The 24,384-nt window shown below is 60.5% G+C and carries 25 protein-coding genes and 1 pseudogene; 12 read left to right on the top strand and 14 right to left on the bottom strand.

What is annotated here, in order from left to right:
* Positions 1–127: 127 nt before the first annotated feature.
* Positions 128–1,231, top strand: a complete 1,104-nt coding sequence (locus tag GGQ85_RS15410) for an NAD(P)/FAD-dependent oxidoreductase (RefSeq protein ID WP_309775242.1) — start codon at positions 128–130, stop codon at positions 1,229–1,231.
* Positions 1,232–1,393: 162 nt separating this feature from the next.
* Here GGQ85_RS15410 and GGQ85_RS15405 read toward each other — a convergent pair whose 3' ends face one another.
* On the bottom strand, positions 1,394–1,579 hold the full coding sequence (locus tag GGQ85_RS15405; RefSeq protein ID WP_309775241.1) for a YdcH family protein: 186 nt from the start codon (positions 1,577–1,579) through the stop codon (positions 1,394–1,396).
* A 239-nt stretch (positions 1,580–1,818) separates the two neighbouring features.
* Between GGQ85_RS15405 and GGQ85_RS15400 the strand changes: the two genes are divergently transcribed.
* On the top strand, positions 1,819–2,025 hold the full coding sequence (locus tag GGQ85_RS15400; RefSeq protein WP_009799179.1) for a YdcH family protein: 207 nt from the start codon (positions 1,819–1,821) through the stop codon (positions 2,023–2,025).
* A gap of 75 nt (positions 2,026–2,100) precedes the next feature.
* Here the strand turns inward: GGQ85_RS15400 and GGQ85_RS15395 are convergent, their stop codons facing one another.
* Positions 2,101–2,784 (bottom strand): GGDEF domain-containing protein, encoded by a 684-nt coding sequence (locus GGQ85_RS15395; RefSeq protein WP_309775240.1) that lies wholly within the window; start codon positions 2,782–2,784, stop codon positions 2,101–2,103.
* A gap of 121 nt (positions 2,785–2,905) precedes the next feature.
* Here GGQ85_RS15395 and purE point away from each other — a divergent pair, with 121 nt between their 5' ends.
* Both purE and GGQ85_RS15385 read left to right on the top strand, forming a co-directional pair.
* Positions 2,906–3,394, top strand: a complete 489-nt coding sequence (gene purE, locus GGQ85_RS15390; protein ID WP_309775239.1) for a 5-(carboxyamino)imidazole ribonucleotide mutase — start codon at positions 2,906–2,908, stop codon at positions 3,392–3,394.
* The gene (locus tag GGQ85_RS15385; protein WP_309775238.1) at positions 3,391–4,488 is read left to right on the top strand and encodes a 5-(carboxyamino)imidazole ribonucleotide synthase; all 1,098 of its coding nucleotides are present in this window, start codon (positions 3,391–3,393) and stop codon (positions 4,486–4,488) included. The genes purE and GGQ85_RS15385 overlap by 4 nt, the downstream gene beginning before the upstream one ends.
* Positions 4,489–4,590: 102 nt before the next feature.
* Here GGQ85_RS15385 and aqpZ read toward each other — a convergent pair whose 3' ends face one another.
* Positions 4,591–5,304, bottom strand: coding sequence for an aquaporin Z (gene aqpZ / locus GGQ85_RS15380; RefSeq protein WP_309775237.1), 714 nt, complete (start codon positions 5,302–5,304; stop codon positions 4,591–4,593).
* A 267-nt stretch (positions 5,305–5,571) separates the two neighbouring features.
* On the opposite strand from aqpZ, the gene rpsU reads away from it, so the two are divergent.
* Positions 5,572–5,859, top strand: a complete 288-nt coding sequence (gene rpsU / locus GGQ85_RS15375; RefSeq protein ID WP_079446065.1) for a 30S ribosomal protein S21 — start codon at positions 5,572–5,574, stop codon at positions 5,857–5,859.
* A gap of 83 nt (positions 5,860–5,942) precedes the next feature.
* Here rpsU and GGQ85_RS15370 read toward each other — a convergent pair whose 3' ends face one another.
* The 7 genes from GGQ85_RS15370 to GGQ85_RS15340 form a co-directional block, all read right to left on the bottom strand.
* Positions 5,943–6,764 (bottom strand): hypothetical protein, encoded by an 822-nt coding sequence (locus tag GGQ85_RS15370; RefSeq protein ID WP_309775236.1) that lies wholly within the window; start codon positions 6,762–6,764, stop codon positions 5,943–5,945.
* Positions 6,765–7,008: 244 nt separating this feature from the next.
* Complete coding sequence (locus GGQ85_RS15365; RefSeq protein WP_309775234.1) at positions 7,009–7,443, bottom strand: DUF3606 domain-containing protein; 435 nt, start codon at positions 7,441–7,443, stop codon at positions 7,009–7,011.
* 29 nt (positions 7,444–7,472) lie between these two features.
* Positions 7,473–8,870 carry an NAD(P)(+) transhydrogenase (Re/Si-specific) subunit beta gene (locus GGQ85_RS15360; protein WP_309775233.1) on the bottom strand — a complete coding sequence of 466 codons (1,398 nt, stop codon included), beginning with the start codon at positions 8,868–8,870 and terminating at the stop codon, positions 7,473–7,475.
* A gap of 172 nt (positions 8,871–9,042) precedes the next feature.
* A complete protein-coding gene (locus GGQ85_RS15355; protein WP_011314297.1) occupies positions 9,043–9,360 on the bottom strand; it encodes a proton-translocating transhydrogenase family protein in 318 nt (105 codons plus the stop codon).
* A gap of 117 nt (positions 9,361–9,477) precedes the next feature.
* Positions 9,478–10,608, bottom strand: a complete 1,131-nt coding sequence (locus tag GGQ85_RS15350) for a Re/Si-specific NAD(P)(+) transhydrogenase subunit alpha (protein ID WP_309775232.1) — start codon at positions 10,606–10,608, stop codon at positions 9,478–9,480.
* A 95-nt stretch (positions 10,609–10,703) separates the two neighbouring features.
* Positions 10,704–10,856, bottom strand: a complete 153-nt coding sequence (locus GGQ85_RS15345; protein ID WP_309775231.1) for an aa3-type cytochrome c oxidase subunit IV — start codon at positions 10,854–10,856, stop codon at positions 10,704–10,706.
* 396 nt (positions 10,857–11,252) lie between these two features.
* Positions 11,253–13,124, bottom strand: a complete 1,872-nt coding sequence (locus GGQ85_RS15340; protein ID WP_309775230.1) for a M3 family oligoendopeptidase — start codon at positions 13,122–13,124, stop codon at positions 11,253–11,255.
* Positions 13,125–13,275: 151 nt separating this feature from the next.
* On the opposite strand from GGQ85_RS15340, the gene GGQ85_RS15335 reads away from it, so the two are divergent.
* The 4 genes and pseudogenes from GGQ85_RS15335 to GGQ85_RS15320 all read left to right on the top strand — a co-directional run.
* On the top strand, positions 13,276–14,790 hold the full coding sequence (locus GGQ85_RS15335; protein WP_309775229.1) for a sigma-54-dependent transcriptional regulator: 1,515 nt from the start codon (positions 13,276–13,278) through the stop codon (positions 14,788–14,790).
* Positions 14,791–15,156: 366 nt separating this feature from the next.
* The gene (locus GGQ85_RS15330; protein ID WP_510184774.1) at positions 15,157–17,463 is read left to right on the top strand and encodes a L,D-transpeptidase family protein; all 2,307 of its coding nucleotides are present in this window, start codon (positions 15,157–15,159) and stop codon (positions 17,461–17,463) included.
* A gap of 273 nt (positions 17,464–17,736) precedes the next feature.
* Positions 17,737–19,311, top strand: coding sequence for a peptidoglycan L,D-endopeptidase MepK (locus GGQ85_RS15325; protein ID WP_309775248.1), 1,575 nt, complete (start codon positions 17,737–17,739; stop codon positions 19,309–19,311).
* A gap of 86 nt (positions 19,312–19,397) precedes the next feature.
* Positions 19,398–19,584: pseudogene (locus GGQ85_RS15320) on the top strand (transposase); the annotation flags it as partial.
* Positions 19,585–19,672: 88 nt separating this feature from the next.
* On the opposite strand, the gene pyk reads toward GGQ85_RS15320, so the two are convergent.
* Positions 19,673–21,109 carry a pyruvate kinase gene (pyk, locus tag GGQ85_RS15315; protein WP_309775227.1) on the bottom strand — a complete coding sequence of 479 codons (1,437 nt, stop codon included), beginning with the start codon at positions 21,107–21,109 and terminating at the stop codon, positions 19,673–19,675.
* Positions 21,106–21,690: a DUF1036 domain-containing protein gene (locus GGQ85_RS15310; RefSeq protein ID WP_309775226.1), complete on the bottom strand. Its 585-nt coding sequence runs from the start codon at positions 21,688–21,690 to the stop codon at positions 21,106–21,108. The genes pyk and GGQ85_RS15310 overlap by 4 nt, the downstream gene beginning before the upstream one ends.
* Before the next feature lie 180 nt (positions 21,691–21,870).
* On the opposite strand from GGQ85_RS15310, the gene GGQ85_RS15305 reads away from it, so the two are divergent.
* The 3 genes from GGQ85_RS15305 (at position 21,871) to GGQ85_RS15295 (ending at position 23,038) form a co-directional block, all read left to right on the top strand.
* On the top strand, positions 21,871–22,173 hold the full coding sequence (locus GGQ85_RS15305; protein ID WP_309775225.1) for a DUF1244 domain-containing protein: 303 nt from the start codon (positions 21,871–21,873) through the stop codon (positions 22,171–22,173).
* A gap of 176 nt (positions 22,174–22,349) precedes the next feature.
* Positions 22,350–22,619, top strand: a complete 270-nt coding sequence (locus tag GGQ85_RS15300) for a DUF2312 domain-containing protein (protein ID WP_079446052.1) — start codon at positions 22,350–22,352, stop codon at positions 22,617–22,619.
* A gap of 257 nt (positions 22,620–22,876) precedes the next feature.
* Positions 22,877–23,038, top strand: coding sequence for a hypothetical protein (locus GGQ85_RS15295; RefSeq protein ID WP_173815918.1), 162 nt, complete (start codon positions 22,877–22,879; stop codon positions 23,036–23,038).
* 140 nt (positions 23,039–23,178) lie between these two features.
* Here GGQ85_RS15295 and GGQ85_RS15290 read toward each other — a convergent pair whose 3' ends face one another.
* Positions 23,179–23,847: a tetratricopeptide repeat protein gene (locus GGQ85_RS15290; RefSeq protein WP_309775224.1), complete on the bottom strand. Its 669-nt coding sequence runs from the start codon at positions 23,845–23,847 to the stop codon at positions 23,179–23,181.
* Positions 23,848–24,098: 251 nt separating this feature from the next.
* Positions 24,099–24,224, bottom strand: coding sequence for a type B 50S ribosomal protein L36 (gene ykgO, locus GGQ85_RS15285; protein ID WP_011314284.1), 126 nt, complete (start codon positions 24,222–24,224; stop codon positions 24,099–24,101).
* Between the last annotated feature and the right edge of the window lie 160 nt (positions 24,225–24,384).

Below are 24,384 nucleotides of genomic sequence, written 5' to 3'. Positions count from 1 at the left end.
GTTTTCGGACAAAACATGCTCAATCGAAAGAGTAGAACAGAATTCAATTCAACTCCGTTGAATCGGATTCCAAACGACGCACCGGCGGGAATTACGCGGGGCGATCAGAAAACAGTCCGGATTACGAATGGACAGGGTTGAATGCGTGGTCGTGGGCGCAGGCGTGATCGGGCTTGCGGTCGCGCGGCAGCTCGCGCGATCCGGCCGCGAGGTTATCGTTCTCGAAGCTGCGGACAACATCGGAACGGAAACGTCGTCGCGCAACAGCGAGGTGATCCACGCCGGTATCTACTATCCCGCCGGCAGTCTAATGGCGCGGACTTGCGTCAGCGGACGTCCCGCCCTCTACGCTTATTGCCGGGAACACGGAATTCCACACCGCACCTGCGGGAAGCTGGTGGTTGCGACCACCGAACGTGAGGTCGACAGGCTGCGGGCCATCAGAGCTCACGCGGAGGGCAATGGCGTCGAAGACATACAGTTCCTGAGCCGCGGCGATGCCCGCGCGCTCGAACCGGCGCTGCACTGCGTGGCCGCGCTACTATCTCCGTCGACAGGCATTATCGACAGTCACGCCTTTATGCTGGCCTTGCGCGGTGACGCCGAGCGGGACGGTGCGACGTTCGCATTTCTTACCCCCTTGTTGGGCGCCAAGGCGACGCCTCATGGGCTGGAAATCGAAACCGGCGGCGACTCGCCGATGACACTCGCCTGCGATCTGCTGATCAATGCCGCTGGCTTGGGCGCTCCGGCGGTGGCGCGCCGTATCGAAGGCATGCCCGTAGAGCGGATTCCACCGGCCTATCTCGCCAAGGGAAGCTATTTCAGTTGCAGCGTCCGCGCGCCGTTTTCACGCCTGATCTATCCGGTCCCGGAGCCCGGCGGCCTTGGCGTGCATCTCACGCTCGACCTTGCCGGCCAACCCCGCTTCGGCCCCGATGTGGAATGGATCGAGATACCGAACTATGACGTCGATCCTGGGCGGGCAACCCAGTTTTACCCGGCGATCCGGCGCTATTGGCCTGACCTGCCTGACGGTGCCCTGATCCCCGCGTATTCTGGAATCCGTCCTAAGATCGTGCCGCCGGCGGTTGCGGTGCAGGACTTCATGATCGAGGGACCCGCAGACCACGGCCTGACCGGGCTGATCAACCTGTTCGGGATTGAGTCGCCCGGCCTGACCTCGTCACTTGCGATTGCCGACCATGTCGCTGCCTTGGCCGTGAAATAGCGAACAAGGCTATTTTAAAACAGGCAACAGCTATCGGGCGGAGCGTCCCCCTTTGGACGATAGCTGGCACTATCGTTTGGGGCTCCGCCCGCGCGAACCGGCAGCAGCAGCAAAACGGCTACTGACTCCATGACCCTAAAAGTGAGAGGAGAGGTCGAGAGTTTAGTGGACGGTCCCGGCTGTGGAGAACTTGAGTCGTTCGATCTCGTCCTTGAGCATCAGTTTTCGGCGCTTCAACTCGGCAATCCTCGTGTCGTCGATAGAAAGATGCCTGAGAGCATCGTGCAATTCGCTTTCCAGGATTCGATGTTTCCGTTCCAGTTCAGCGAGATGCGCCTGAATTGCCATTCGAACCTCCTAGGTGAGATTTGACCCCCAGATTCTCTCCGAACCGTAAAGTCTACATGAATGGCGACGACTGTCGATGGGACAGAAAGGCCCGTCGATCATATTTGTGAGATTCCAAAATGAACCCGCCCGCATGGAACCCGGCGACTTGCGCGCAGCGCGGGCACGAGAGATAATTCGCGGATCAGAAACTCCCCAACCCTTCGCAAACTCTTCGCGATTCAAGTCAGTACGTCATCATGACCGACGAAGAAGAGCGTGAACTCGGAGCCGAGCTCGCCCGTCTGCAACAGGAACACCGCGACTTGGATGCCGCCATAGATGCGCTGCATCAATCGCCTGCACCCGATCTGCTGCGGCTACAGCGGCTAAAGAAGCGCAAGCTGCAGTTGCGTGACCGCATCTCCTTCATCGAAGACCAGATCACGCCGGATATTATTGCCTGAACGCCGAGCGATCCCCCGCGGTCGTCGGAGATGAACGTCAGTGCCTCCCCCAACCGGCCGCAAGGCATGGCCCGTTCAACGACAGCGCCGCTGCGCCTTGCGAACATACATTTCGCAGTCGGCCTGCTCCAGCGCGCTCGCCGCGTCGATGTGCGGTCCGAGCATGGCGACCCCGATCGAGGCTCCGGTTGCGATCGCCTCTCCACGGAAAGTCAGTGTCAGCCGGTCGATGGTTTCTTCGAGCATCGACGCCTTCGCTTTCGCGTCGGTCTCGCTGAGATTCCACAATAGCACCGCGAACTCGTCGCCGCCGAGCCGCCCTATCAGGTCGGAGGATCGCACGTCTCGCGACAGTGTCCCGACCACGGCTTTCAGCACCGCATCTCCCGCCGCATGACCGAAGGCGTCGTTGATGGGCTTCAAGCGATCAACGTCGAGCACGAACAACGCACCGCTTGCATGATAACGTCGGATGTAGGCTACCGAGCGGTGCAGCTCGCGTTCGAAGCCGCGGCGATTGAGAACGCCCAAAAGATGATCGGTATCCGCAGAGGCCTCGAGATCCGCGATCCGCGCCTGGGCCGCCGCGAGCCGGGATTTGAGGCGGCGGACGGCCGCCCTAGTATCTGCCGCCAGGTCAGGTTTTGCCGTTTGACGCTTGGGTCCGAGCGCTGCCAGCTGCGCGGCAGACGCTGCCTTGCGATGACTAGCCTTCCGCTTGACGGTCGGGGACCGAGCCGCTTTAGGTGTCTTTTTCATCGTCGCAAGGCTTGCCGCCGTTCACCAAGAAAGGATAGTTCATTCCCAGCTGCTTGCCTCGTCAAGACGCCTTCCTATAATTCGGATCGATTTCTGGATTCCCGAACAAACAAATAGATAAATGACCGCCGTTGTCGCCATCATCATGGGAAGCCAGTCGGATTGGGAGACCATGCGCCACGCTGCGGAAACGCTGGCCGCGCTCGGCATCACCAGTGAAAGCCGGATCGTCTCCGCGCACCGCACGCCTGAAAGACTGTTTACATTCGCCAGAGGCGCCAAGGCCGAGGGGTTCAAAGTCATCATCGCGGGCGCAGGCGGCGCGGCACACCTGCCCGGCATGGCGGCATCGCTGACGGAACTTCCGGTGCTTGGCGTGCCCGTCGAGTCCAGGGCGCTTGCCGGGGTCGACTCGCTCTATTCCATGGTGCAGATGCCGGCCGGCGTTCCAGTGGGAACGCTCGCGATCGGCAAGGCCGGCGCCATCAATGCGGCGCTGCTGGCGGCAAGTGTGCTGGCGCTCAATGACCCATCGCTCGCTGGCCGCCTTGCCGCCTGGCGCAAGCGGCAGACGGATGCAGTAGCCGAGCGCCCGGAGGAAACAGCGTGATTGGTTCTCGGCGGCCGACGCTCAAACCGGGAGGCACCATCGGAATTCTCGGCGGCGGTCAGCTCGGCCGGATGCTGGTCTTGGCGGCAGCACGCCTCGGCCTGAAGTGTCAGGTATTCTCGCCGGACCCGGACTCCCCGGCGTTCGACGTTGTACAGAACGCCACCTGCGCAGAATACGCCGACGTCGAGGCACTGGAATTGTTCGCAGCCGATGTTGACGTGATCACCTATGAATTCGAGAACGTCCCGGCGGCCACCGCGATGATCCTCGCCGCACGCCGGCCGGTGCTGCCCGATCATCGTATCCTGGAAACGGTGCAGGACCGTTTGCTTGAAAAGAAATTTGTCGCGGGTCTTGGGATCGGTACTACCGCCTATGCCGACGTGGCGTCGGCGCAGAGGCTTCGCGAAGCAATCGACGTCATCGGCCTTCCCGCCGTGATCAAGACCCGTCGCTTCGGATACGATGGCAAAGGACAGGCCATCATTCGCGCAGGCGACGATCTTGATCAGGTGTGGGACGATCTCGGCACCAAGTCCGCAATCGTCGAGACCTTCGTGCCGTTCGAGCGTGAGATTTCCGTAATCGCCGCGCGCGGTGTCGATGGGCGTGTCGAATGTTTCGACGTGACCGAGAACGAGCACCACGATCACATCTTGAAATATTCGCGCGCGCCGGCCGCGATTCCTGATGCGCTCGCCGTGCAGGCTCGCGACACGGCAGAGAAAATTGCTGTTGCCCTTGATTATATCGGTGTGCTGGCCGTGGAAATGTTTGTGGTACCCGGCGCGAGCGGGCCAATGCTGCTCGTCAACGAGGTCGCACCACGAGTCCACAACTCCGGTCATTGGACGCTCGATGGCGCCTCGGTCTCGCAATTCGAGCAGCATATTCGCGCAGTCGCCGGCTGGCCGCTCGGCAAGCCAGTCCGGCAGGGTAGCGCCGTCATGACAAACCTGATCGGCAAGGACGTCCTCGATTACGGGCGGTGGCTCACCGTGCCCGGCACCGCCGTTCACATCTACGGCAAGGGCCCCCCGCTCCCCGGTCGCAAGATGGGGCATGTGACAGAGGTGAAGGGCCGCGACTGACACGGTGCTTACGCCGAAACGCTCATCATGCCCGGAGACGAATCTTAACCGGGGGAGAGGATTGCCGGGCCAAGCCCGGCAATGACGCTCAGGAATAACCCGCTACTTTCCCGCGACGACGCCTTCCGGCTCAGTGCTCAGCCCGCGATAGACCACGCCGCCGATGATGCCGCCGATCAGCGGTGCTACCCAGAACAGCCAGAGCTGCTCCAGAGCCCAGCCGCCGACGAACAGTGCGGGACCGGTGCTACGCGCCGGATTCACCGACGTGTTGGTCACGGGAATGCTCACAAGGTGAATCATCACCAGCGCAAGTCCGATCGCCAGCGGTGCGAAACCCGCCGGAGCCTTGCCGTGGGTCGATCCCATGATGACGAACAGGAACATGGCCGTCATTGTCACCTCGGTGATAAAGCAAACCATGAGGTTATAGTGACCGGGCGAGTGCTCGCCGTAGCCATTCGATGCGAAACCTTTGGTTACGTCGAATCCTGTCGCACCGCTGGCGATCACATAGAGCAGCGCCGCGCCAGCGACCGCCCCGATCACCTGCGCAATAACGTACGGCACCACCTGCCCTGCCGGAAACCGGCCACCGGCGGCCAAACCCACTGTGACCGCTGGATTGAGATGACAGCCTGAAATATGTCCGATCGCGTAGGCCATGGTGACAACGCTCAGACCGAAAGAAAAAGCCACGCCCAGCAGCCCGATGCCGACTTGCGGAAACGCGGCCGCGATGACCGCGCTGCCGCATCCCATAAACGTCAGCCAGAAAGTGCCAATTAGTTCGGCCACGTATTTCCTGACATCCATGACACGCCCTCCTCGGTTGCGGGGGATCACACCACCCGGATTCAGGTTCCATAGAAGCCCGATATGAGGCTTCCTAAAACCCCAATGGTCGTTCTTTGGGGGAATTCCACCTGAATTTTTGGCTTTTTCCCCCGCGCCCAACGATCGCCTATGGTGGACATCCGCGCCTTGATCTGATACATCGGCGCCCTTGACGCTGAGGGCTTGGCCTTTGTCGGCCCTTCGCTGTCTGAAAAATTCTCACCGTAGTTGAAAAGAGGATGCCGCGTGCAGGTTCTCGTTCGCGATAACAATGTCGATCAAGCCCTCAAGGCGCTGAAGAAGAAGATGCAGCGTGAGGGAATTTTCCGCGAAATGAAGCTCCGCGGCCATTACGAAAAGCCCTCGGAAAAGAAGGCTCGCGAAAAGGCCGAGGCCGTGCGCCGCGCCCGCAAGCTCGCACGCAAGAAGATGCAGCGCGAAGGTCTGCTGCCCATGAAACCGAAGCCGGTTTTTGGCGCCGGACCCGGGGTCGGCCGGGGCGGTCCAGCCGCTGGCCCTCGTGGACCGCGCTGAACAATTACTACAAGTTCGATATTGAATTCAGCGCGGGCTTTAGGCCCGCGTTGTTATTGCTGCATGCTGATGGATTTCTGTGACTACCGCGGCAGTACCGTCTCGACGACCGCTTTCGCGGCCGAAAGCATATCGTCGGCGACAGCCTGAGCCCGCGTCGCCGGCGCGGGCTCGTTGGCCTTAAGATCGAACGGCCGAGATGCTTGCGGGATATTTTCAGGGGGAACCGGCAGCCGCGTACGGTCGGCCTGGTCGAAAGGCGTCCCCTCCCCAGCTCCGGCCGGATCAAACCTGCTTGTTTCCACTTTGGGCGTAGACGCTTGGATCGCTGATGGAAGCGACTCCGCCGCCTGAGGTGTATGCGTGACCTCTTGGAGTCGCGAAGGCGCGACCGACTGACGATCGGCATCCTGCTGCGCTCGAGGAGGCCCCTCTGATCGAGAACGCACCGCGTCGACCTCCAAGGACGCCTCGGTCGGGTTGCGCAGCCGATCGATCGCGGCCCGCGCAAGATCGTTGGCATCCGCGGCCGAAGCCGCTTGTGCCGGAGCGGCCGTCATCGACCTGACCTTGGCAGCCTTCTCGCGCTGCGGCGCTTGGTGCTTTTTCGTGTCGGCCGGCAAACTCGCCGCCCGCTTCTCGGCAGGTTTCGCTGCGGCAGCCTCGGATGGAATCTTCTCGGGCTGCACCTTCTCGTCAGGCGCCGTGGCGCTTTCTTTCCCGGAAATATCTCCCGCCCGGACCTTGGCCTCGGAATCGGTGTCGCCCGCTTTGTCGGAAATCGCGGCCGACGCCGCAGCAGCCGGCGTATCCGGCTTGACGGCGATGTAACGGTTCACAATGTAGGCGGCTGCCACCGTCGCAATGATGGAAGGCAATATTTTTTCAACAAAATATTTCAGCATGATCGGCTTCTCCCGCGCTGTCTGTGGGAGAGTTTTTGGGCCGATTAAGGGATCAATCGCGACGGATCGGAGGCAAGTGGCGTTTCTTCACCATTTCGTGTTGCTTGATCCGGCGATTTGCCGACCTGTTGCGAGGGATCAGGGTGTTCAGGAGCGACGGTGAAGTCGTAACCCGGCCGGACCCAAGCACGAAAGCGAAACCACCAGCGCGGTAAAATCCACGCCGGCAGCGGCATTTGGAAAGTTATCTGGCGCGCTTACTGGCGCTCTTTTTTGCTTTCTTCACCTTTACCTTCTTCGCAGCTGTCTTCTTTTTGCCGGCAGTTTTCTTTCTGACGGTCTTCTTGGCAGCGAGAAAGGCACCGACTTTCTTCGCGGAGCGTCCGACCTCCCCAACCGCGGCGCGAAGCCGTGCCGGCGTCACCTTGAACTTCTTCGACCAGTAGCTGACTTCATAGGATTGGGTCAGCGCAATCAGTGCCCGGTCGTTCGTCGCACGTTTTTGCAGCTTGAGGTAGGCTTCGACTGTTTTGGCGGAGCGGCCGACAGCCTTAACTGCGGCCTTCAGCTTTAACGGCGTGACTTTGAATTTTCCGGACCAGTAACGAACCTCGTAGGCCTCACCCAACGCGATCAAGCGACCGTCACTTCCGCCGCGCTTCGCCTTGTCATCCGCCATACCGGCCTCCACTGTTGAATACCGCCGAATTACATTCCCTTGACGATATTCTCCGTCATCTTCTTGGCGTCGCCAAGCAGCATCATGGTGTTGTCCCGATAGAACAGTGGATTATCGATGCCGGCATAGCCCGATGCCAGCGAGCGCTTGATGAACATCACCGTGCCAGCTTTCCAGACCTGCAACACCGGCATGCCATAGATCGGCGAAGACTTGTCCTCCTCCGCCGCGGGGTTGGTCACGTCGTTGGCGCCGATGACGAAGGCCACGTCGGCCTGCGCGAATTCCGAATTGATGTCCTCGAGCTCGAACACCTCGTCGTAAGGCACGTTGGCCTCGGCCAGCAGCACGTTCATGTGGCCGGGCATCCGGCCGGCCACCGGATGAATCGCGTACTTCACCTCGACACCCTCCTTCTTGAGGTTGTCGCCCATCTCGCGCAGCGCGTGCTGCGCCTGCGCCACCGCCATGCCGTAGCCGGGCACGATGATGACCTTCTGTGCGTTCTTCATGATGAAGGCGGCGTCATCCGCCGAGCCGAGCTTGGCTGGCTTCTGTTCACCGCTGCCGCCACCGGCCGCCGCCGCCTCACCGCCGAAGCCACCCAGGATCACCGAGATGAACGACCGGTTCATGGCGTGGCACATGATGTAGGACAGGATCGCGCCAGAGGAGCCGACCAGCGCGCCCGTGATGATCAGCGCCGAGTTACCGAGCGTGAAGCCGATGCCGGCCGCAGCCCAGCCGGAATACGAGTTCAGCATCGAAATCACGACCGGCATGTCAGCGCCGCCGATTGGGATGATCAAGAGCGCGCCGAGCAGAAGCGCCAGAATCACGATCAGCCAGAAATCGAGCGCGCTGCCGGACATCACCAGCCCGACGATGAAGAACGCCAGCGCGAGTCCGAGCACGATGTTGATGATGTGACGTGCCGGCAGGATAATCGGAGCGCCGCTCATGCGGCCCGACAGTTTCAAGAACGCGATCACCGAGCCGGTGAATGTCAATGCGCCGATGGCAACGCCGAGCGACATCTCGATCAGACTCTGCGCATGGATGTTGCCGGGTGTGCCGATTCCGAAAGCCTCGGGCGCATAGAACGCGCCGGCGGCCACCAGCACCGCCGCCATGCCGACCAGCGAGTGGAACGCCGCGACTAGTTCCGGCATCGACGTCATCGGCACCCGGCGCGCGATCACCGCGCCGATGCTGCCGCCGATCGCAACACCGAGGATCACCAGCACCCAAGCCACGGCGTCGGCGGGCGGATGCGCAGCGAGCGTGGTCGCAACCGCGATCGCCATGCCGGTCATGCCGAGAAAATTGCCTTTCCGACTAGACGCCGGACTGGACAACCCCCGCAGCGACAGGATGAACAAAACGCCGGCGACGAGATAAAGAAGCGCGGAGAGATTGGCGTTCATGGCGTCTGCTATCTCCCGGGCATTCCGTCATGCCCCGTCTTGCGTCGGGCATCCCGGCTTTTTCTTATCAATAGAACGCGGACATTCTGGTCATCCGCACGAAGACGCGCTTCAAGCGCACGCCCGATCATCACGACTTCGCTTGCCGACAATCGTCCCATCGCGGATCGGCCTACTTCTGCTTCTTCTTGTACATCGCCAGCATTCGCTGGGTGACGAGAAAGCCGCCGAAGATATTCACGCAGGCAAAAACCAGAGCGACGAAACCGAAGGCCCGCGCCCAGCCCGAGCCTTCTGAAATCATGCCGACGCCGACGGCGAGCAGCGCGCCAACCACGATCACCGACGAGATCGCATTGGTGACCGACATCAGCGGAGTATGCAGCGCCGGCGTCACCGACCACACCACGAAATAGCCGACGAATACGGCTAGAACGAAAATCGACAGCCGAAAAACAAAGGGATCGACGGCCTGCACGACATGTTCCATGGAGGCATTCCTATTCGTCGTTTCCGAGCGTGCGAGATGCGTGAATGGCAAACCCGGAAATGAACGCGCACGTCGTGTTCTCCGGAACAATCCGCTGACCGGCTGGGCTCATGATCATCATGCGCTTTTCGGCTGGAAGTTCGGATGAATGATCGCGCCATTCCGGGTCAGCGCGGTGGCCTTGACCAGTTCGTCGTCCCAGTTCACCGCAAGCGCCTTGGTCGTCCTGTCGACCAGCGTCTCTATGAACGAAAACAGGTTGCGGGCGTACAGGCTGGACGCCGAGGCGGCGACGCGGCCAGCGACGTTGGTAAAGCCGATGATCTTTACACCATTGAGATCGACGACCTTACCCGCCTGGACGCCCTCAATGTTACCGCCGCGCTCAACCGCGAGATCGACCAGCACCGAGCCCGGCTTCATCGAGCGCACCATCTCCGCGGTCACGAGTCTCGGCGCCGGGCGTCCGGGAATCAACGCCGTCGTGATGATGATGTCCTGCTTCTTGATATGTTCAGTGGTTAGCGCCGCCTGCTTAGCCTGATACTCTTTCGACATTTCCTTGGCATAGCCGCCAGCGGTCTGCGCGTTCTTGAACTCCTCGTCCTCTACGGCGAGAAATTTGGCGCCGAGGCTTTCCACTTGCTCCTTGGTGGCGGGACGCACGTCGGTCGCGGTGACCACGGCGCCGAGACGGCGCGCGGTGGCGATCGCCTGAAGGCCAGCAACGCCGACGCCCATGACGAATACCTTCGCAGCAGGCACGGTGCCGGCGGCCGTCATCATCATTGGAAATGCGCGGCCGAACGCCTCGGCGGCCTCGATGACGGCCCGATAGCCGGCCAGATTTGCCTGGCTGGACAGCACATCCATCACCTGGGCGCGTGTGATACGCGGCATCAGCTCCATTGCGAAAGCCGACACGCCGGCGTCCGCGATCTTTTTTAGTGCAGCCTCGTTGCCGTAGGGATCCATGATCGCGATCACCAGAGCGCCACGCTTGTAGCGCGCCAGCTCGGATGCCTCGGGCCGCCTCACCTTAACAATAAGGTCGGCATCTTTCACGGCATCGGTACTTACCACCGCTCCCGCGGCGGTGAAGTCCGAATCCGGCACACCCGATTTAGTTCCGGCGCCCGGCTCGATTGCGACATCCGCGCCGAGCGCCTTGAACTTCTTCACTGTATCGGGTGACGCGGCAACCCGCGGCTCCGACTCATCGATTTCCTTCGCAATCGCAATCTTCATGATGCCCCCCGCAGCCAACGGCCACGCACGACTAAAGCACCAGCCACGTTGCTAGCAATGGAAATCCAGAACGGTCAGAAAGGTCGACCGGACAATCAGGTGAGGAAAATCGCCATCAACGAGACAATGGTGATCACGGCCGCGGTGCCGATCGTCCCAATCTTGATGAAAGCCTTATATGTTCCCTCGTGCGCCGGGTAATCCATGCCGTCCGCCGTCGAGTAAACGATTTCGTTATGATCTGACACGTCAAGTCTCCAGCCAGGGTTGATCTTGCGATGGAGGAATTAGCGCAATCAGAGGGACAGAGCAACGGTGCGGCGGTCACCTTGGCGAAGTCATCGCACCTTTATGTATAAAATCTACAAATCCGGCCCCTCGAACTCGCCGGAAGCCAAGTTTTCCTGGCTTACGGCCCGCCCTTCGCCTGATGATTTCAACGGATAAAGGGGCAGCACCCCGCCTGTCCGGAACCAGACCTCCCTTCCGGTTGCCTTACGCATCTGTCGCGGTGGGTCGTTCGCGCCCTAAAGAATCCACTTCCCGCCAGAAAATACACGCTGCGATTGTAATTCAGCTCGGTACCGGCTTCTGAGACAAGGCTGCGCCATTTTGCCGCGCAGCGCAGCGGCCGATGGGCCGACCTATCCCATCCTCTCAAGCTCATCGATCATGCCGGCTATCACCGATAATCCGCCATCCCAAAATTGTGGATCCCTGGCGTCGAGCCCGAACGGCCTCAGCAGTTCGGAATAGTGCTTGGTGCCGCCGGCTGCGAGCATCGCCAGATAGCGCTCGGCGAAACCATCGGACGCGTGTTCATACACTGCATAGAGCGAGTTAACGAGGCAATCGCCGAACGCGTAGGCATAGACATAGAACGGCGAATGAATGAAGTGAGGAACGTACATCCAGAAGGTCTCGTACCCCGGCTTGATTTCGATCGCGGGACCGAGGCTCTCGCCCTGTACGCCAAGCCAGAGCTGACCGATGCGCTCTGCGGTGAGTTCGCCGCTCTTACGCTCGGTATGAACCGCGCGCTCAAAGTTGTAGAACGCGATCTGGCGCACCACGGTGTTGATCATGTCCTCGACCTTGCCGGCGAGCAGCGCCTGCCGTTGCTTCGCGTTCTTGGTCTGCGACAGCAGGCGCTTGAAGGTCAGCATCTCGCCAAAGACTGACGCGGTTTCCGCAAGCGTCAGCGGCGTCGGCGCCATCAGCGCGCCGTTCTTCGCAGCCAGTACCTGATGCACGCCGTGCCCCAACTCATGCGCCAGCGTCATCACATCGCGCGGCTTGCCCTGGTAGTTCATCAGCACGTAGGGATGCGCCGACGGCGTGGTCGGATGCGAAAACGCTCCCGGCGCCTTGCCGGGGCGCACAGGCGCGTCGATCCACCGGTCGGTAAAGAATCGCTCGGCAATGCCGGCCATCTCTGGCGAAAATTCGCCATAGGCGGTCAAAACCATCTTGCGCGCATCGGTCCAGGGGATAACACCGGTGGCGGCGAACGGCAGCGGCGCGTTGCGGTCCCAATGGGCGAGCTTCTTCTTTTTGAACCAACGCGCCTTCAACGCATAATAGCGATGCGACAACCGCGGATAGGCCGCGCGCACCGAGGCCACCAGCGCATCCACCACCTCGCGCTCGACGCGGTTGTTCAGGTGGCGCGAATCGGCAACGTCGTGAAAGCCGCGCCAGCGGTCGGAAATGTCCTTATCCTTGGAGAGCGTGTTGGTGATGAGCGCGAAGGTTCGCTCGTTGGTCTTGAACGTCTTCGCCAGCGCCTGAGCGGCCGCTTTCCGCTTCTCCGGCGAGCGATCCTGCAACAGGTTCAGCGTCGGTTCGATCGCGAACTCCTTGTTCCCGATCTTGAATCGTAACCCTGCAATCGTCTGGTCGAATAACCTGTTCCATGCCGAGTAGCCGGTCTGCGACTTCTCATGAAAGAGCTGCTCGAGCCGATCCTCAAGCTGGTACGGCTTGTCTTTGCGACTATCCTCGATCCAGGGGCGATAATGCCCGAGCTCCGGCGCCTGCATGGCGCGCTCGATCACTTCGTCGTCGATACGGTTGAGCTCCAGCGAGAAAAATAGCAGATGCAGCGACGCAGCCGTCAGACGCTCCGAGACGTCGCCATAGAATTTCGAGATCGCGGGATCGACGCTGTCGCCGGCGTGTATCAAGCCTGCGAAGGAACCGAGCCGGCCCGCGAGATCGTCAATCGCCTCATAGCGTCGCACGGCTCCCGCAAGCCATACACCGCCTTCAGGGCTCGACGTTTCCGTCGCGAGCTTGCCCTTGTAGTCTGCCTCGAACGCCTTGCATTCAGCATCGATCCTGTCGAGATCGCGCGCGACCTCTGGCGCATCAATCCCGAAATAGAGATCCGCGAGATTCCATTCCGGCAGACCTCCCGATTTCACGGCAACCGCTTTTTTGGCCGGCTTGCGGTGGGAAGCGGGTTTACGAGCAGTAGCGGATTTGCGTGAGGCGGAGGAAGTACGCGCAGCCATTATCGATCCAGACTTTCTCTATGAATACCGATCAACGGGAGAGCAGTTACGCCATCATGATGGCACGGCGGCAAACCTTAAGAGCGAATTAATCACCGTCCGCCAGTGTGCCTCGATTCGGTACAAATAGTTGTAGTGCGCGGGGAATGCCATGACTGCCACGATTTTGATCGCCGACGATGACGCGGTGCAGCGTCGTCTCGTCGAGAACATGGTGCGGCGGTGCGGCTATGAAACGATGGTGGTCGAAAGCGGCGACGCCGCCGTCGCCGTAATGACGGCGAGCGACGGACCGGTGGTCGATGCTCTTGTCCTCGACCTCGTGATGCCCGGCCTCGACGGCATGGGCGTGCTCGCGGAAATCCGCGAGGCCGGCCTCGCCATCCCCGTCATTGTCCAGACCGCACATGGGGGCATCGACAATGTGGTTTCGGCCATGCGTGCCGGCGCACATGACTTCGTCGTAAAGCCGGTCGGCATCGAGCGTCTTCAGGTCAGCTTGCGCAATGCGCTCAACGCCAGCGCACTGAAGAACGAATTGCAGCGCGTCCGTCACAGCCGTGAAGGCCGTCTCACCTTCGCCGACATCATCACCCGCAGCGAGACCATGGCCAACGTGATGAAGGCCGCGAAAAAGGCAGCAGGCTCGTCGATCCCGGTGCTGATCGAAGGCGAATCCGGTGTCGGTAAGGAGCTATTCGCACGCGCCATCCACGGCACCAGTGACCGCAGCGCCAAGCCGTTTGTCGCGGTGAACTGCGGCGCGATCCCAGACAACCTCGTGGAGTCGATCCTGTTCGGTCACGAAAAGGGATCATTCACCGGCGCGACCGAGCGCCACACCGGCAAATTCGTCGAGGCTTCCGGCGGCACGCTGTTTCTCGATGAAGTGAGCGAGTTGCCGTTAGCCGCGCAAGTAAAACTATTGCGCGCGCTGCAGGAAGGCGCGGTCGAAGCGGTCGGCGGCCGCAAACCGGTCAAGGTCGATGTCCGCATTATCTCGGCCACCAATCGGCGGCTGCTGGATCGCGTCAAGGCCGGACAGTTCAGGGAAGACCTGTTCTATCGCCTGCACGTGCTGCCGCTGACGATCCCTCCGCTTCGGATGCGGCGCGACGATATCCCGAACCTGCTGCGGCACTTTCTGGCGCGCTTCTGCGCCGAGGAACACCGAACGATCAACGGCATCAGCGGCGAGGCGATGGCGGGGCTGTCGCAGCTCAACTGGCCCGGCAACATCCGCCAACTCGAAAACGCTGTTTACCGCGCGGTCGTCATGAGCGAGGGCCCGCATCTTGGCCTGTCGGATTTTCCGTCAACCGGTTTGCAACCCGCTACGGACATTCACCCGGATACGTACGCCGAAGCTGGCGAGCCGCTGATCATGGAGCCGGTTTCGCCGCGAACAGCATCGAACGTCGTAAACGGTAACGACATACCCCTTGCGCCTACGCCAGATCCCGGCAGCCTGCCATTGTTCACTCAAGACGGCGAAGTACGCCCACTCGAGGAGTTGGAAGCCGACATTATTCGCTTCGCAATCTCGCATTACCGCGGACAAATGTCCGAAGTGGCGCGCCGATTGAAAATCGGACGATCCACGCTTTACCGCAAGCTCGATGACATCGCTGCGAAAAATGGCATCGTCGCCGAAGAGGAACAGTAACGAGCTCAAGTGCGTTTTAGGTAAGTTCGGCGCGCGCATTCGAACCTGATCACGCGAGAGTGCGCGCGGGCAACTGAACCGTTGCGGCGTAGTGACAGACCAACGGAAAATACGCGTCAAAACAACACATCGCGTTGCCAAGGATGTTTTTTTGAGGTCAGTTTGCCGTGAATCGCGGTTTGCGGCGTTGGCTGCCCGAATCAGGCGTGCGAGTAGCAGCATCCGGGTGTCGTGAAGGCCAAACAAAGCCTCGACGGACACAGGACAAAAATTCACCAGATTGTTCCGTGGGGACAGTTTCACCCGAGGGTGCGAGTAATGCGAGACTACCCGACTAACCGGACAGGATTCGATCGGATCCTGACAGTGCTTGCAGCCACCTTTTTAGCAGTTTCGACCTCGGCCGCATTTACCCAGGTGGATGTCGCAAAAAAGAGCGCCTCCGAGCTCGCAATCGACGCAGCGATTCCAACGCCAGAGCCAGCCAACGTTCCGCCGCCCACAGTAGCCGATTTCAAGGCGGATGATGTGCAGCCTGCACCACCGGTGGTCCGCGAGTCGAAGCCCGGCGATCAAAAGACCGAGACGCGCGCAACCGATCCGAAGCCTGCCGATTCAACGGCAGCCGACACGGCCACCTCGCACTCTGACACAACTGCGAACGTAACCGCGTCTTCCGATGCGAAGCCCTCGAGCGTCCAGCCGGGCCCAAACCCCGAGACCACAGAAACGAAGCTTGATGAGCCCAAGACTACTGCCGCCAAACCGGACGATGTCACTGCGGCTCCGTCAGACGGCATCAAGACGAACGAAGCGACGAAGGATGAGCCGAAGAAGGACGCCACCGCGACGATCACCCCCGCGGCCACGCCGCCTCACGCGGAGACCGGCGCCGCGATGGTCACCGATCAGCCGAGCGAACCAGTGAAGGCCGCGAACAATGTCCCGCCTGCGGATCAGCCGGCAGCCGAAAAGCTGCACGCATTGCTCGATACGGAGGCGACAAAATTCTTTGACCGCAAGGCCGAGCGGGCAGCTATCGAGAAATTCTACACGGCGCGGAGCTATGCGCCACTATGGACCGAGGGCGGCACACTGAATGCGCAGGCTAAGGGTGTGATTGCGCGTCTCAGGGACGCTGCGGCCGACGGCCTCAATCCTGCCGATTATCCGGTGCCCAACTTTACTGCGGCGTCATCGCCCGACCAGCTGGCAGAAGCCGACCTTAAGCTGACCGCGAGCATGATGGACTACGCCCGTCAGGCCCAGAGCGGCCGAATGCACTGGTCGCAGGTCAGCGCTGATATCCAGTATCCCGAGCACCCTGTCGATCCCGAGCAGGTTTTGACGAACGTCACCACCGCCAAGGATTCCTCCGCAGCGCTCGACAGCTACAACCCACCGCATAAGCTTTATCATGAGTTGAAACAGAAACTGGCCGAGTTGCGTGGCGTGGGCAATGGCCCTGTCACACGGATCGCGGACGGCCCTGCACTTAAATACACGCCGGAGCGTGGCAAGAAGCACCCCGCCGTGGTGATGGAAGATCCCCGCGTGCCAATACTGCGCGCGAAACTCGGCGTGACCGAAAACGCCAATGACACGCATTATGACGCGAAGGTTGCGGCCGCCGTCCGAAAATTTCAGGCGAATGCTGATCTCAAGGCGACTGGCGTGCTTGACGAGCGGACGGTCAAGGCTATCAACAGCCCGAAACGGGATCGCCAGATCGACAACATCATCGTCAACATGGAGCGCTGGCGCTGGTTACCGCGCGAGCTTGGAGTTCCATCGCTGGGCGACGCCTATGCCATCCTGAATATCCCGGATTATTCGCTCATGGTGATGCAGCATGGTGCGCCGATCTGGACCACCCGCGTCGTCGTGGGCAAGCCGGGAGTCCATGCCACGCCCCTTCTGACGGAGACGATGAAGTACATCACCGTCAACCCGACATGGAACGTGCCGCCTTCGATCATCTACAAGGAATACCTTCCCGCCTTGCAGCAGGATCCAACCGTGCTGGAGCGCATGGGTCTCAAGCTGGAGCGTGATCGCAGCGGCGGAATTCACATTTCGCAGCCGCCAGGCGAACGCAATGCGCTAGGCCGCATCCGCTTCAATTTTCCAAACAAGTTTCTGGTGTACCAGCACGATACGCCGGACAAACACCTGTTTGCAAAAGAAACGCGCGCCTTCAGCCACGGCTGCATGCGGGTTCAGAACCCCGACCAATACGCCGCTACGTTACTCAACATCGCCCTTCCGCAAGAGCATTACACGCCGGAAAAAGTCCGGAGTATGTATGGCCGGAACGAGTTTGACATCAAGTTCCCGACTCCGATTCCGGTGCACATCACCTATCAGACCGCGTTTGTGGACCATGCCGGCAAACTGCAACTTCGCGCAGATGTCTACGGCCGAGATGCCAAGATTCTGGCACTGCTTCAAAACTCCAATGGGCGCGATCTCGAAACGGTCATCGCTCATGCCCAGCCGAGTTATTCCCGTCCCAGGGGGAATATTCCGCAGCAAGGCGTGGCCTTCAATGAAAACCGCGGGTTTGGTGGTGGTTTCGACAACAGCGGCCCATCGTTCTTCGAGCGGCTGTTCGGTGTCCAGACCCCGCCTCCGCAGATGGACGACCGTCGCCGGCGGATATACGGGCGCTAACTCGCCTTTCGCGAGCCCTCGAAAGCGGATTACTTGATTAAAAACAAGGGCGTCATCACCTGATGGCGCCCTTTTAACGTTAACCACTATCCACCCCTTCTCGATGACATGGCTCTTTTTTGCCACAGTCAGCGAGCTAATTAATCTTTAGAGCAGGAAGGGTAAGGTAAATCGGCGTTAACCGTCCTGCCCTACGACTTGGCTTAGGCCCTTTCACATGGGGTTTTCGTGGAAGGGCTTTCCGACTTGATCGTCTTCCGGGTGGGCTCATACGTGCTTTCTGGTTTTGCACGCGGCTTGAAATCGTTGTCGATTTCACGGACGGGCTTCCGCATCGGCCTGTCGTCGCTTCTTTTGCTTGCAGGTGCTGGATCGGTGCATGATGCCACGGCGCTGAATGAAACGCGCACGCTGTCCTTTCATCACACCCATTCCAACGAAGACCTGACCATCACCTTCAAGCGCGACGGCCGCTATGACGAAGGCGCCCTGAAACAGCTCAATCACTTTCTCCGCGACTGGCGCAGCCAGGAGCAGACCACCATGGATCGCCATCTCTTCGATATCCTCTGGGAGGTCTATCGCGACGTCGACGCCAGGCAGCCGATCAACATCGTCTCGGCCTACCGCTCTCCGGGCACCAACGCCATGCTTCGCCGCCGCTCCAAGGACAGCGGCGTCGCGCGATTCAGCCAGCACATGCTGGGGCACGCGATGGACTTCTTCGTTCCCGGCGTGTCGCTCGAAAAAATCCGGTTCGCCGGACTGCGCCTCCAGCGCGGCGGCGTCGGGTTCTATCCCAAATCTGGTTCGCCATTCGTTCATCTCGATACCGGACATGTGCGACACTGGCCGCGCATGACCCACGATCAGCTAGTGCGTGTCTTCCCGAACGGCCGCACCGTACACGTTCCCTCGGACGGCAATCCCCTACCGGGCTATCAGATGGCGATGGCTGACATCGAAAAGCGCCGGCAGGCGGGTGAAGGGGGTACCGCGAACAGCAAGCCATCGAATTTCCTGATGGCGCTGTTCCGCGGCAAGTCGGCCGACGAAGATGACGAATCTGACGGCACCCCGGCGGCGGAACCAGATCAGCCAATCGCCTCCGCGGCACCCACAGCCTCAGCAGTCCCGGTGCCGCGGCCGAAACCCGGGGCCTTCAAATTAGCCTCCGCCGACGTACAGTTAATTCCGGCGCCGCCGCCCGCCAAACATGCGGCGGACGGCAAACCTCAGACCCCCGCCGACATCATCAATTCCCGCGGGTTCTGGGATGAAATTCCGTCGGCCTCGAAGCAGGTCACGCCAAAGCAGGTTTTAGCCGCCGTCAGCGCGCGGCAGGCGGTCTCCGCAGCCGACCAGCAGCCGACCGACAATGTCTCTGATGCCTTACAAGCGCTGGCCTATGCGTCAGAGAATGACGTCCGCCGCGCGCGAATAGTCGCGGCGACGGCATCGATCCCGCCCATCCGGCCAGCGACCCTCCCCGCGCGTAACCCGATGGCGGTGGACAGCGTGACGACCGTCGTGGCCAAAAGCGTTCAAGGCCAAAAGTCCAGCGTATCGATATCCCGCCGTTTAGCACGGGCGACTGCACGCGACAGCGACGCATGGATGCGTGCGATGATCCTTGCCCCGAGCGCGAGCCGCACAATGTTGGCGACGGTCATGGGCGAGCAGGACATGACTTTGATGCAGGTCTATTTTGATAAGCCGGACCGAATGATCGCAATGGCTTTCTCAGACGATTCGCAGATGGGTCTGGTCTGCGACCGATTTACCGGATCGGCCGTTGCCAAGTTGACCACGACCGCGCTCGTGGTGCGAGCGGCCTCGCAACGCTAGGCCCGCGGCTCAAACTTGTCCGGAAATGACAGCGCGCAACCCTAGATCCCTCGCACGCACCTCTGTTTGGGGCTACGCTTAAGCTCGGCGACATCGTCGTCAACCTCTACAGTCATAGCGGAAATGCCATAAGGCCGCGCGATCCGAGCGGCCAGCCCCAGGCTGTTCTTCCTGCCGCCCTACAGTCCCGTTCCCAATCCGGTCGAGCAGGTCTTTGGTAGGCTGAGCCCATCGCTCCGAAAAGCAGCTGAACCAATCGTCGAAGCCACATGGAAGCGCACGTTGTCACCTTGCTGACCGCCACCCCAGCGCCAACTACTTCGTCAACGCAGGATCTGCCTCAACGTGAGGCAATCATGCTCTAAACACCCGTTTCGCCGTTCGGACCGACGAAGGCGATACGGACCATGTTCGTCGCGCCCGGCGTGCCGAGCGGCACGCCGGCCACGATGATGATGCGCTGGCCTGCCTTGGCGAATCCGTCGCGGAAAGCGATAGAGCCAGCCCGGTCGACCATGTCTTCTTGGTCGTGAGCGTCTTCCGCCACCACGCAATGTACGCCCCACGCCACGGCCAGCTTACGCCCCGTCGCAAGGTTCGGGGTAATTGCGACCACCGGCGGCTTCGGGCGCTCGCGCGCCATACGCAGCGCTGTCGAGCCCGAACTGGTCCAGCATATGATCGCGGAGAGATCGAGCGTCTCTGCGATCTGCCGGGCGGCGTCAGCGATGGCATCGCCAACGGTAGGCTCCGGCTCGGGGCGCTGCGCGTTGAGCACGCCCCGATAGATCGGGTCGCGTTCCACCTCTTCGCCGATCCGGTTCATGGTCGCGATGGCTTCGATGGGATATTTTCCGGCCGCGGACTCGGCGGACAGCATGATGGCATCAGCGCCTTCGTAAACCGCCGTGGCGACGTCGGAGACTTCGGCGCGGGTGGGCACCGGCGACAGGATCATCGATTCCAGCATCTGCGTCGCGATCACCACTGGCTTGCCGGCACGGCGCGCCATCCGCGTCATCTGCTTTTGCAGGCTGGGAACCTGCTCGAGCGGCAATTCGACGCCGAGGTCGCCGCGCGCGACCATCAACGCATCAGCCATTTCGATGATTTCAGGCAGCCGGTCGATCGCTTGCGGTTTTTCGATCTTGGCCATCACTGACGCACGGCCGCGGATCACCTTCTTGGCTTCGGCAACATCGTCTGCTCGCTGCACGAAGGACAATGCAATCCAGTCAACGCCAGCTTCCAGCGCCGCATCGAGATCGGAGCGGTCCTTGGGGGTCATCGCCGACACCGGCAAATCGGTATCGGGCAGGCTCACTCCCTTTCGGTCGGACATCCTGCCGCCGACGACGACGCGTGTCACTGCGCGCTCGGGCGAAGTTTCCTCGGCGATCAGGCGGACCTTGCCGTCGTCGAGCAGCAAGGTGTGACCGGGTCGCAGCGCCGCCAGGATTTCGGGATGCGGCAGATGAACCCGGGTTCTGTCTCCGGGACTGCTGTCGGAATCCAGAACGAAGGTTTCGCCGTTGCTCAACTGGATCGGGCCGTCCGCGAATGAGCCGAGCCGGAGCTTGGGTCCCTGAAGATCGACCAGAATACCGATCGGACGACCGTAGCTGCCTTCGACGTTGCGGATCGTGGCCACCAGCTCGCGCATCTTGTCATGCGTGGTGTGGCTCATGTTGATGCGGAAAACGTCCGCTCCAGCCTCGAACAGGCGGCGCACCATCGTGCTCTCGGATGAGGCAGGCCCAAGGGTGGCGAGTATCTTGATCCGGCGTAAGCGTCTCATGGCTTGCGTCCGGGCAATGCGCCTGGCGTCAGTCCCGACGCGCCCGGAGACGTTCCGCCCGTGGAATCGGGCGCGCCCGGCATTTCACCTTGTGGCAACCCAGGCACGCGCTGTGGCCCATGTTCGCCGGACTCCGTCAATTGTACGGTCCACGCACGCTGATCTCCGGTATCTATCTCGAAGAAGCCGGTACGGTCGAAGCCTCTGGCGAGACAATTGTCGGTGCCTTTGATTGTGAATTCTTTATCGCGCGAGCACATGAAAGCCTGTCCCGACCATTCGCCGCCGTGGTCGTAATCTAGAGCATAAATATAATAATAACGTGCGATGAGCGTGCCTCGCAGCAGCGTCTCGCAAGCATGCGATGAAACATTCCACCAGCCCTCGGTGGTCCAGCCATCCGCGTCCTTGTAGCCAAGGGCGATGCCGACGCGGCTGGAGGTATTATTGCAGAGCCGAAAGTCTGCAGCTGCGGGCGCCGACCACAGACAGACGACGAGGATGCCGAGGGCAGGCAAGAAGCCCGCGATACTCGCGCGCGGCGAGAACGTGGGAAAGAGGGGGTGGTCTGATGTGGTCATTAGCCGGGCAAATCGTTTCGCCGTGATTTCGCGTGACCTGCCGCGCCTGTCAACGGTTTGAGCTGGCTTTTCACGTCAAGGTGCTCATTTTCCGGCCTATGAACTCCTATTTGCGCCGCGATATGGTAAAACCCGTGACACGCTCAATTCAACTCAGACAGGCTATGGCGAGATCAGTGCATGACCATTGATGACAGAACGAGAACCGAACTGGAAGCTGCGGTATTCCGTCGGCTGGTCAAGCATCTACAGTCCCGTAGTGACGTTCAGAATATCGAATTGATGAATCTGGCCGGTTTCTGCCGTAACTGCCTGTCAAACTGGCTCAAGGACGCCGCTGACGCAAATGGCGCTGTCATGACCAAGGACGAAAGCCGTGAGGCGGTGTACGGCATGCCCTACGAGACCTGGAAGGCAAAACATCAGGGCGAGGCAACACCGGAGCAACTCGCAGCGATGAAGAAGAACCCGGGCAGTCACTGATTCGTTGGCGAGCGGCCTGTGGGTCGCTGTGGATGAGCGCGATGTCGCCTTGACGCCGAGCACGCCGCTCGGGAGTGTCGAGTTTCATTCAAATGTGACAGGTGACCGGCGTATCCGAGCTCACAGTCCCAACGTCACCTTTCATAGCAGTCATCGTTCATATCAGGAGTAACAGGATGGCCATCGCTGTCGCCGCCACGGAAGAACCCGCGACCAGATTCGCGAAGGACCAGCTCAGGGCCATCATCGAGCGCATCGAGCGGCTGGAAGAAGAAAAAAAGACCATTTCCGACGACATTCGCGACGTCTACGCCGAGGCCAAGGGCAACGGATATGACGTCAAGGCGCTACGAACGATCGTGAGAATGCGCAAGCAGGACGCCAACGAGCGTCAGGAGCAGGAAACAATCCTGGAAACCTATATGCACGCGCTTGGAATGCTGTGAGGGCGCGGGCGCGGTAAGCTGTCGACCTCCGGGCTTGGTCGACCTCCGGACTTGCAGGAGCGTCGCGTAGAGTATCTACAGTTGCAATTTTAGGACGCGTGCCCGGATTTTGTATTCTGGCGTGATCGGCCAGGATTGAAACGGCTTACCTCGACCTCGTCCCTTATCCTCATAATCCACAGGAACGCGAATCGGCCTGCAGAAATTATTCACGTTCTTGGTGGAAAGTGGGACGACTTCAACCGGAGTGGAATCAGATGAGTTTTGAGGCAGGCGAAGCCGTTATAGATGAGATCGTGGCGTCATGCGACGGCGACATGCGCGGCGCGCTGATGGCGCTCCTGATGATTAACGAGAAACTTGAGGATGAACTGCAACGGCTTTATGCGGCAGTCCGCGAAGGCAATACGCTGCATTAGTGGCCTTCCTCACCGCTGCCCTTCATACTTGCACTGTTAGTCGATCGGGCGATCGGGCGATCGGGCGATCGTCAATGACGATCTTGGTTTAAATCCGGCGCTGGAGCGTAGCGAAACGCCCCGGGTTTCCGCCCCGGCGATCAGATATCGCGCCCTTCGACCTTCTCAGTCAGGCTCTTGACCAGTTCCTGCACTCTCTCGAGATAGGGATTGATCGCGAGCGCCTTCCGGAAGGCGTCAAGCGCGCGCTTGTCGTCACCGCGCTCTTGCATGACCACACCGAGACCTGCAAGCGCTCCGAAGTGGCGCGGCTCGCGGCTCAGTACCTGCTCGATATCCTCAAGCGCACGCTGATAGTCGTTGCGCATGTAGTGCAGGGTCGCACGCCGGCACCATCCCTCAATATACTCGGGATGCAGCTTCAGAACCGCGTCGAGCAGCTTGAGCGCGACGTCGAGTTGTTTGGCGTCCGTCGCCGTTTTCACGCGTTGCATCAAAAGCAACGTCGTGTCGCTTGAAGACTGACTCCACAGCGCCAGGATTTGGGCTTCCACATGTCTGGCGCTCTCCTGGTCCGGCGCGGCCTTGAGAGCTCCCAGCAGGAAATCGAGCCCGCGAGCCGTTTCTTTCGGGCTTTTCGGCAGCCTCGATGGCGGCCGCGGCAGATCGCTTGGCCGAGTGGCCTCAGGCGGCGTGGCCTGCGGAGAGCTGCGCGGTGGGGCTTGAGCGGACGCGTCGGCCGGCACCAGAGCCCCAGCGAGGACAAGCATCGTTAGGACACAACCGATCGCGGAGATTCTCTGTTGCATTCACAAGCTCCGGAAATCGCGTGAGCTTGTCAAGCCTACACTACAGCGGTTCCCCGATCCACGGATCGATCCCACTCCGGCGTCATGCTGAAGGGCTCGACCTTCTTCGCGATCAAGCCAGGCGTGAGGACGATCGAGATGTTTTCCCCAACGTAGGACGCTATAGACACAATAAACCCCGGCAAAGCCGGGGCATCAACGAGCTGTGATAACGACTTACGGACGACGTGCCGTAACGGAATGTGTGTGAATCAACCCTGACGAGCCTTGAAACGCCGTTGTGTCTTGTTGATCACGTAAACCCTGCCCTTGCGACGAACCAGACGGTTGTCGCGATGACGGGAGCGTAGGGATTTCAATGAATTACGGACCTTCATGGAAACGTTCCTGATCTTTCAAAGTCCGTGTACGAAGGCCGAAAACAGCAAACGCAAGGCTCGCGGACAAACCGCTCGGGACGCGCGGTTCTAGGCCATCGTGCCGGGGACTGTCAATCCAAACAACCACCTGCATGTGAATTTCCAGCGTCCTGATCCT

Source organism: Nitrobacter vulgaris, from assembly GCF_031453995.1.
Classification (GTDB): domain Bacteria; phylum Pseudomonadota; class Alphaproteobacteria; order Rhizobiales; family Xanthobacteraceae; genus Nitrobacter; species Nitrobacter vulgaris.
The sequence above is the reverse complement of the archived record's forward strand: the minus strand, read 5'-3'. Positions and strand labels throughout refer to the sequence as shown.

Coding starts and splice junctions, on each gene's coding strand:
- GGQ85_RS15410 (WP_309775242.1), top strand. CDS start 128: ATGGACAGGGTTGAATGCGTGGTCGTGGGCGCAGGCGTGATCGGGCTT.
- GGQ85_RS15405 (WP_309775241.1), bottom strand. CDS start 1,579: ATGGCAATTCAGGCGCATCTCGCTGAACTGGAACGGAAACATCGAATC.
- GGQ85_RS15400 (WP_009799179.1), top strand. CDS start 1,819: ATGACCGACGAAGAAGAGCGTGAACTCGGAGCCGAGCTCGCCCGTCTG.
- GGQ85_RS15395 (WP_309775240.1), bottom strand. CDS start 2,784: ATGAAAAAGACACCTAAAGCGGCTCGGTCCCCGACCGTCAAGCGGAAG.
- purE (WP_309775239.1), top strand. CDS start 2,906: ATGACCGCCGTTGTCGCCATCATCATGGGAAGCCAGTCGGATTGGGAG.
- aqpZ (WP_309775237.1), bottom strand. CDS start 5,304: ATGGATGTCAGGAAATACGTGGCCGAACTAATTGGCACTTTCTGGCTG.
- GGQ85_RS15370 (WP_309775236.1), bottom strand. CDS start 6,764: ATGCTGAAATATTTTGTTGAAAAAATATTGCCTTCCATCATTGCGACG.
- GGQ85_RS15365 (WP_309775234.1), bottom strand. CDS start 7,443: ATGGCGGATGACAAGGCGAAGCGCGGCGGAAGTGACGGTCGCTTGATC.
- GGQ85_RS15360 (WP_309775233.1), bottom strand. CDS start 8,870: ATGAACGCCAATCTCTCCGCGCTTCTTTATCTCGTCGCCGGCGTTTTG.
- GGQ85_RS15355 (WP_011314297.1), bottom strand. CDS start 9,360: ATGGAACATGTCGTGCAGGCCGTCGATCCCTTTGTTTTTCGGCTGTCG.
- GGQ85_RS15350 (WP_309775232.1), bottom strand. CDS start 10,608: ATGAAGATTGCGATTGCGAAGGAAATCGATGAGTCGGAGCCGCGGGTT.
- GGQ85_RS15340 (WP_309775230.1), bottom strand. CDS start 13,124: ATGGCTGCGCGTACTTCCTCCGCCTCACGCAAATCCGCTACTGCTCGT.
- GGQ85_RS15335 (WP_309775229.1), top strand. CDS start 13,276: ATGACTGCCACGATTTTGATCGCCGACGATGACGCGGTGCAGCGTCGT.
- pyk (WP_309775227.1), bottom strand. CDS start 21,109: ATGAGACGCTTACGCCGGATCAAGATACTCGCCACCCTTGGGCCTGCC.
- GGQ85_RS15310 (WP_309775226.1), bottom strand. CDS start 21,690: ATGACCACATCAGACCACCCCCTCTTTCCCACGTTCTCGCCGCGCGCG.
- GGQ85_RS15305 (WP_309775225.1), top strand. CDS start 21,871: ATGACCATTGATGACAGAACGAGAACCGAACTGGAAGCTGCGGTATTC.
- GGQ85_RS15300 (WP_079446052.1), top strand. CDS start 22,350: ATGGCCATCGCTGTCGCCGCCACGGAAGAACCCGCGACCAGATTCGCG.
- GGQ85_RS15295 (WP_173815918.1), top strand. CDS start 22,877: ATGAGTTTTGAGGCAGGCGAAGCCGTTATAGATGAGATCGTGGCGTCA.
- GGQ85_RS15290 (WP_309775224.1), bottom strand. CDS start 23,847: ATGCAACAGAGAATCTCCGCGATCGGTTGTGTCCTAACGATGCTTGTC.
- ykgO (WP_011314284.1), bottom strand. CDS start 24,224: ATGAAGGTCCGTAATTCATTGAAATCCCTACGCTCCCGTCATCGCGAC.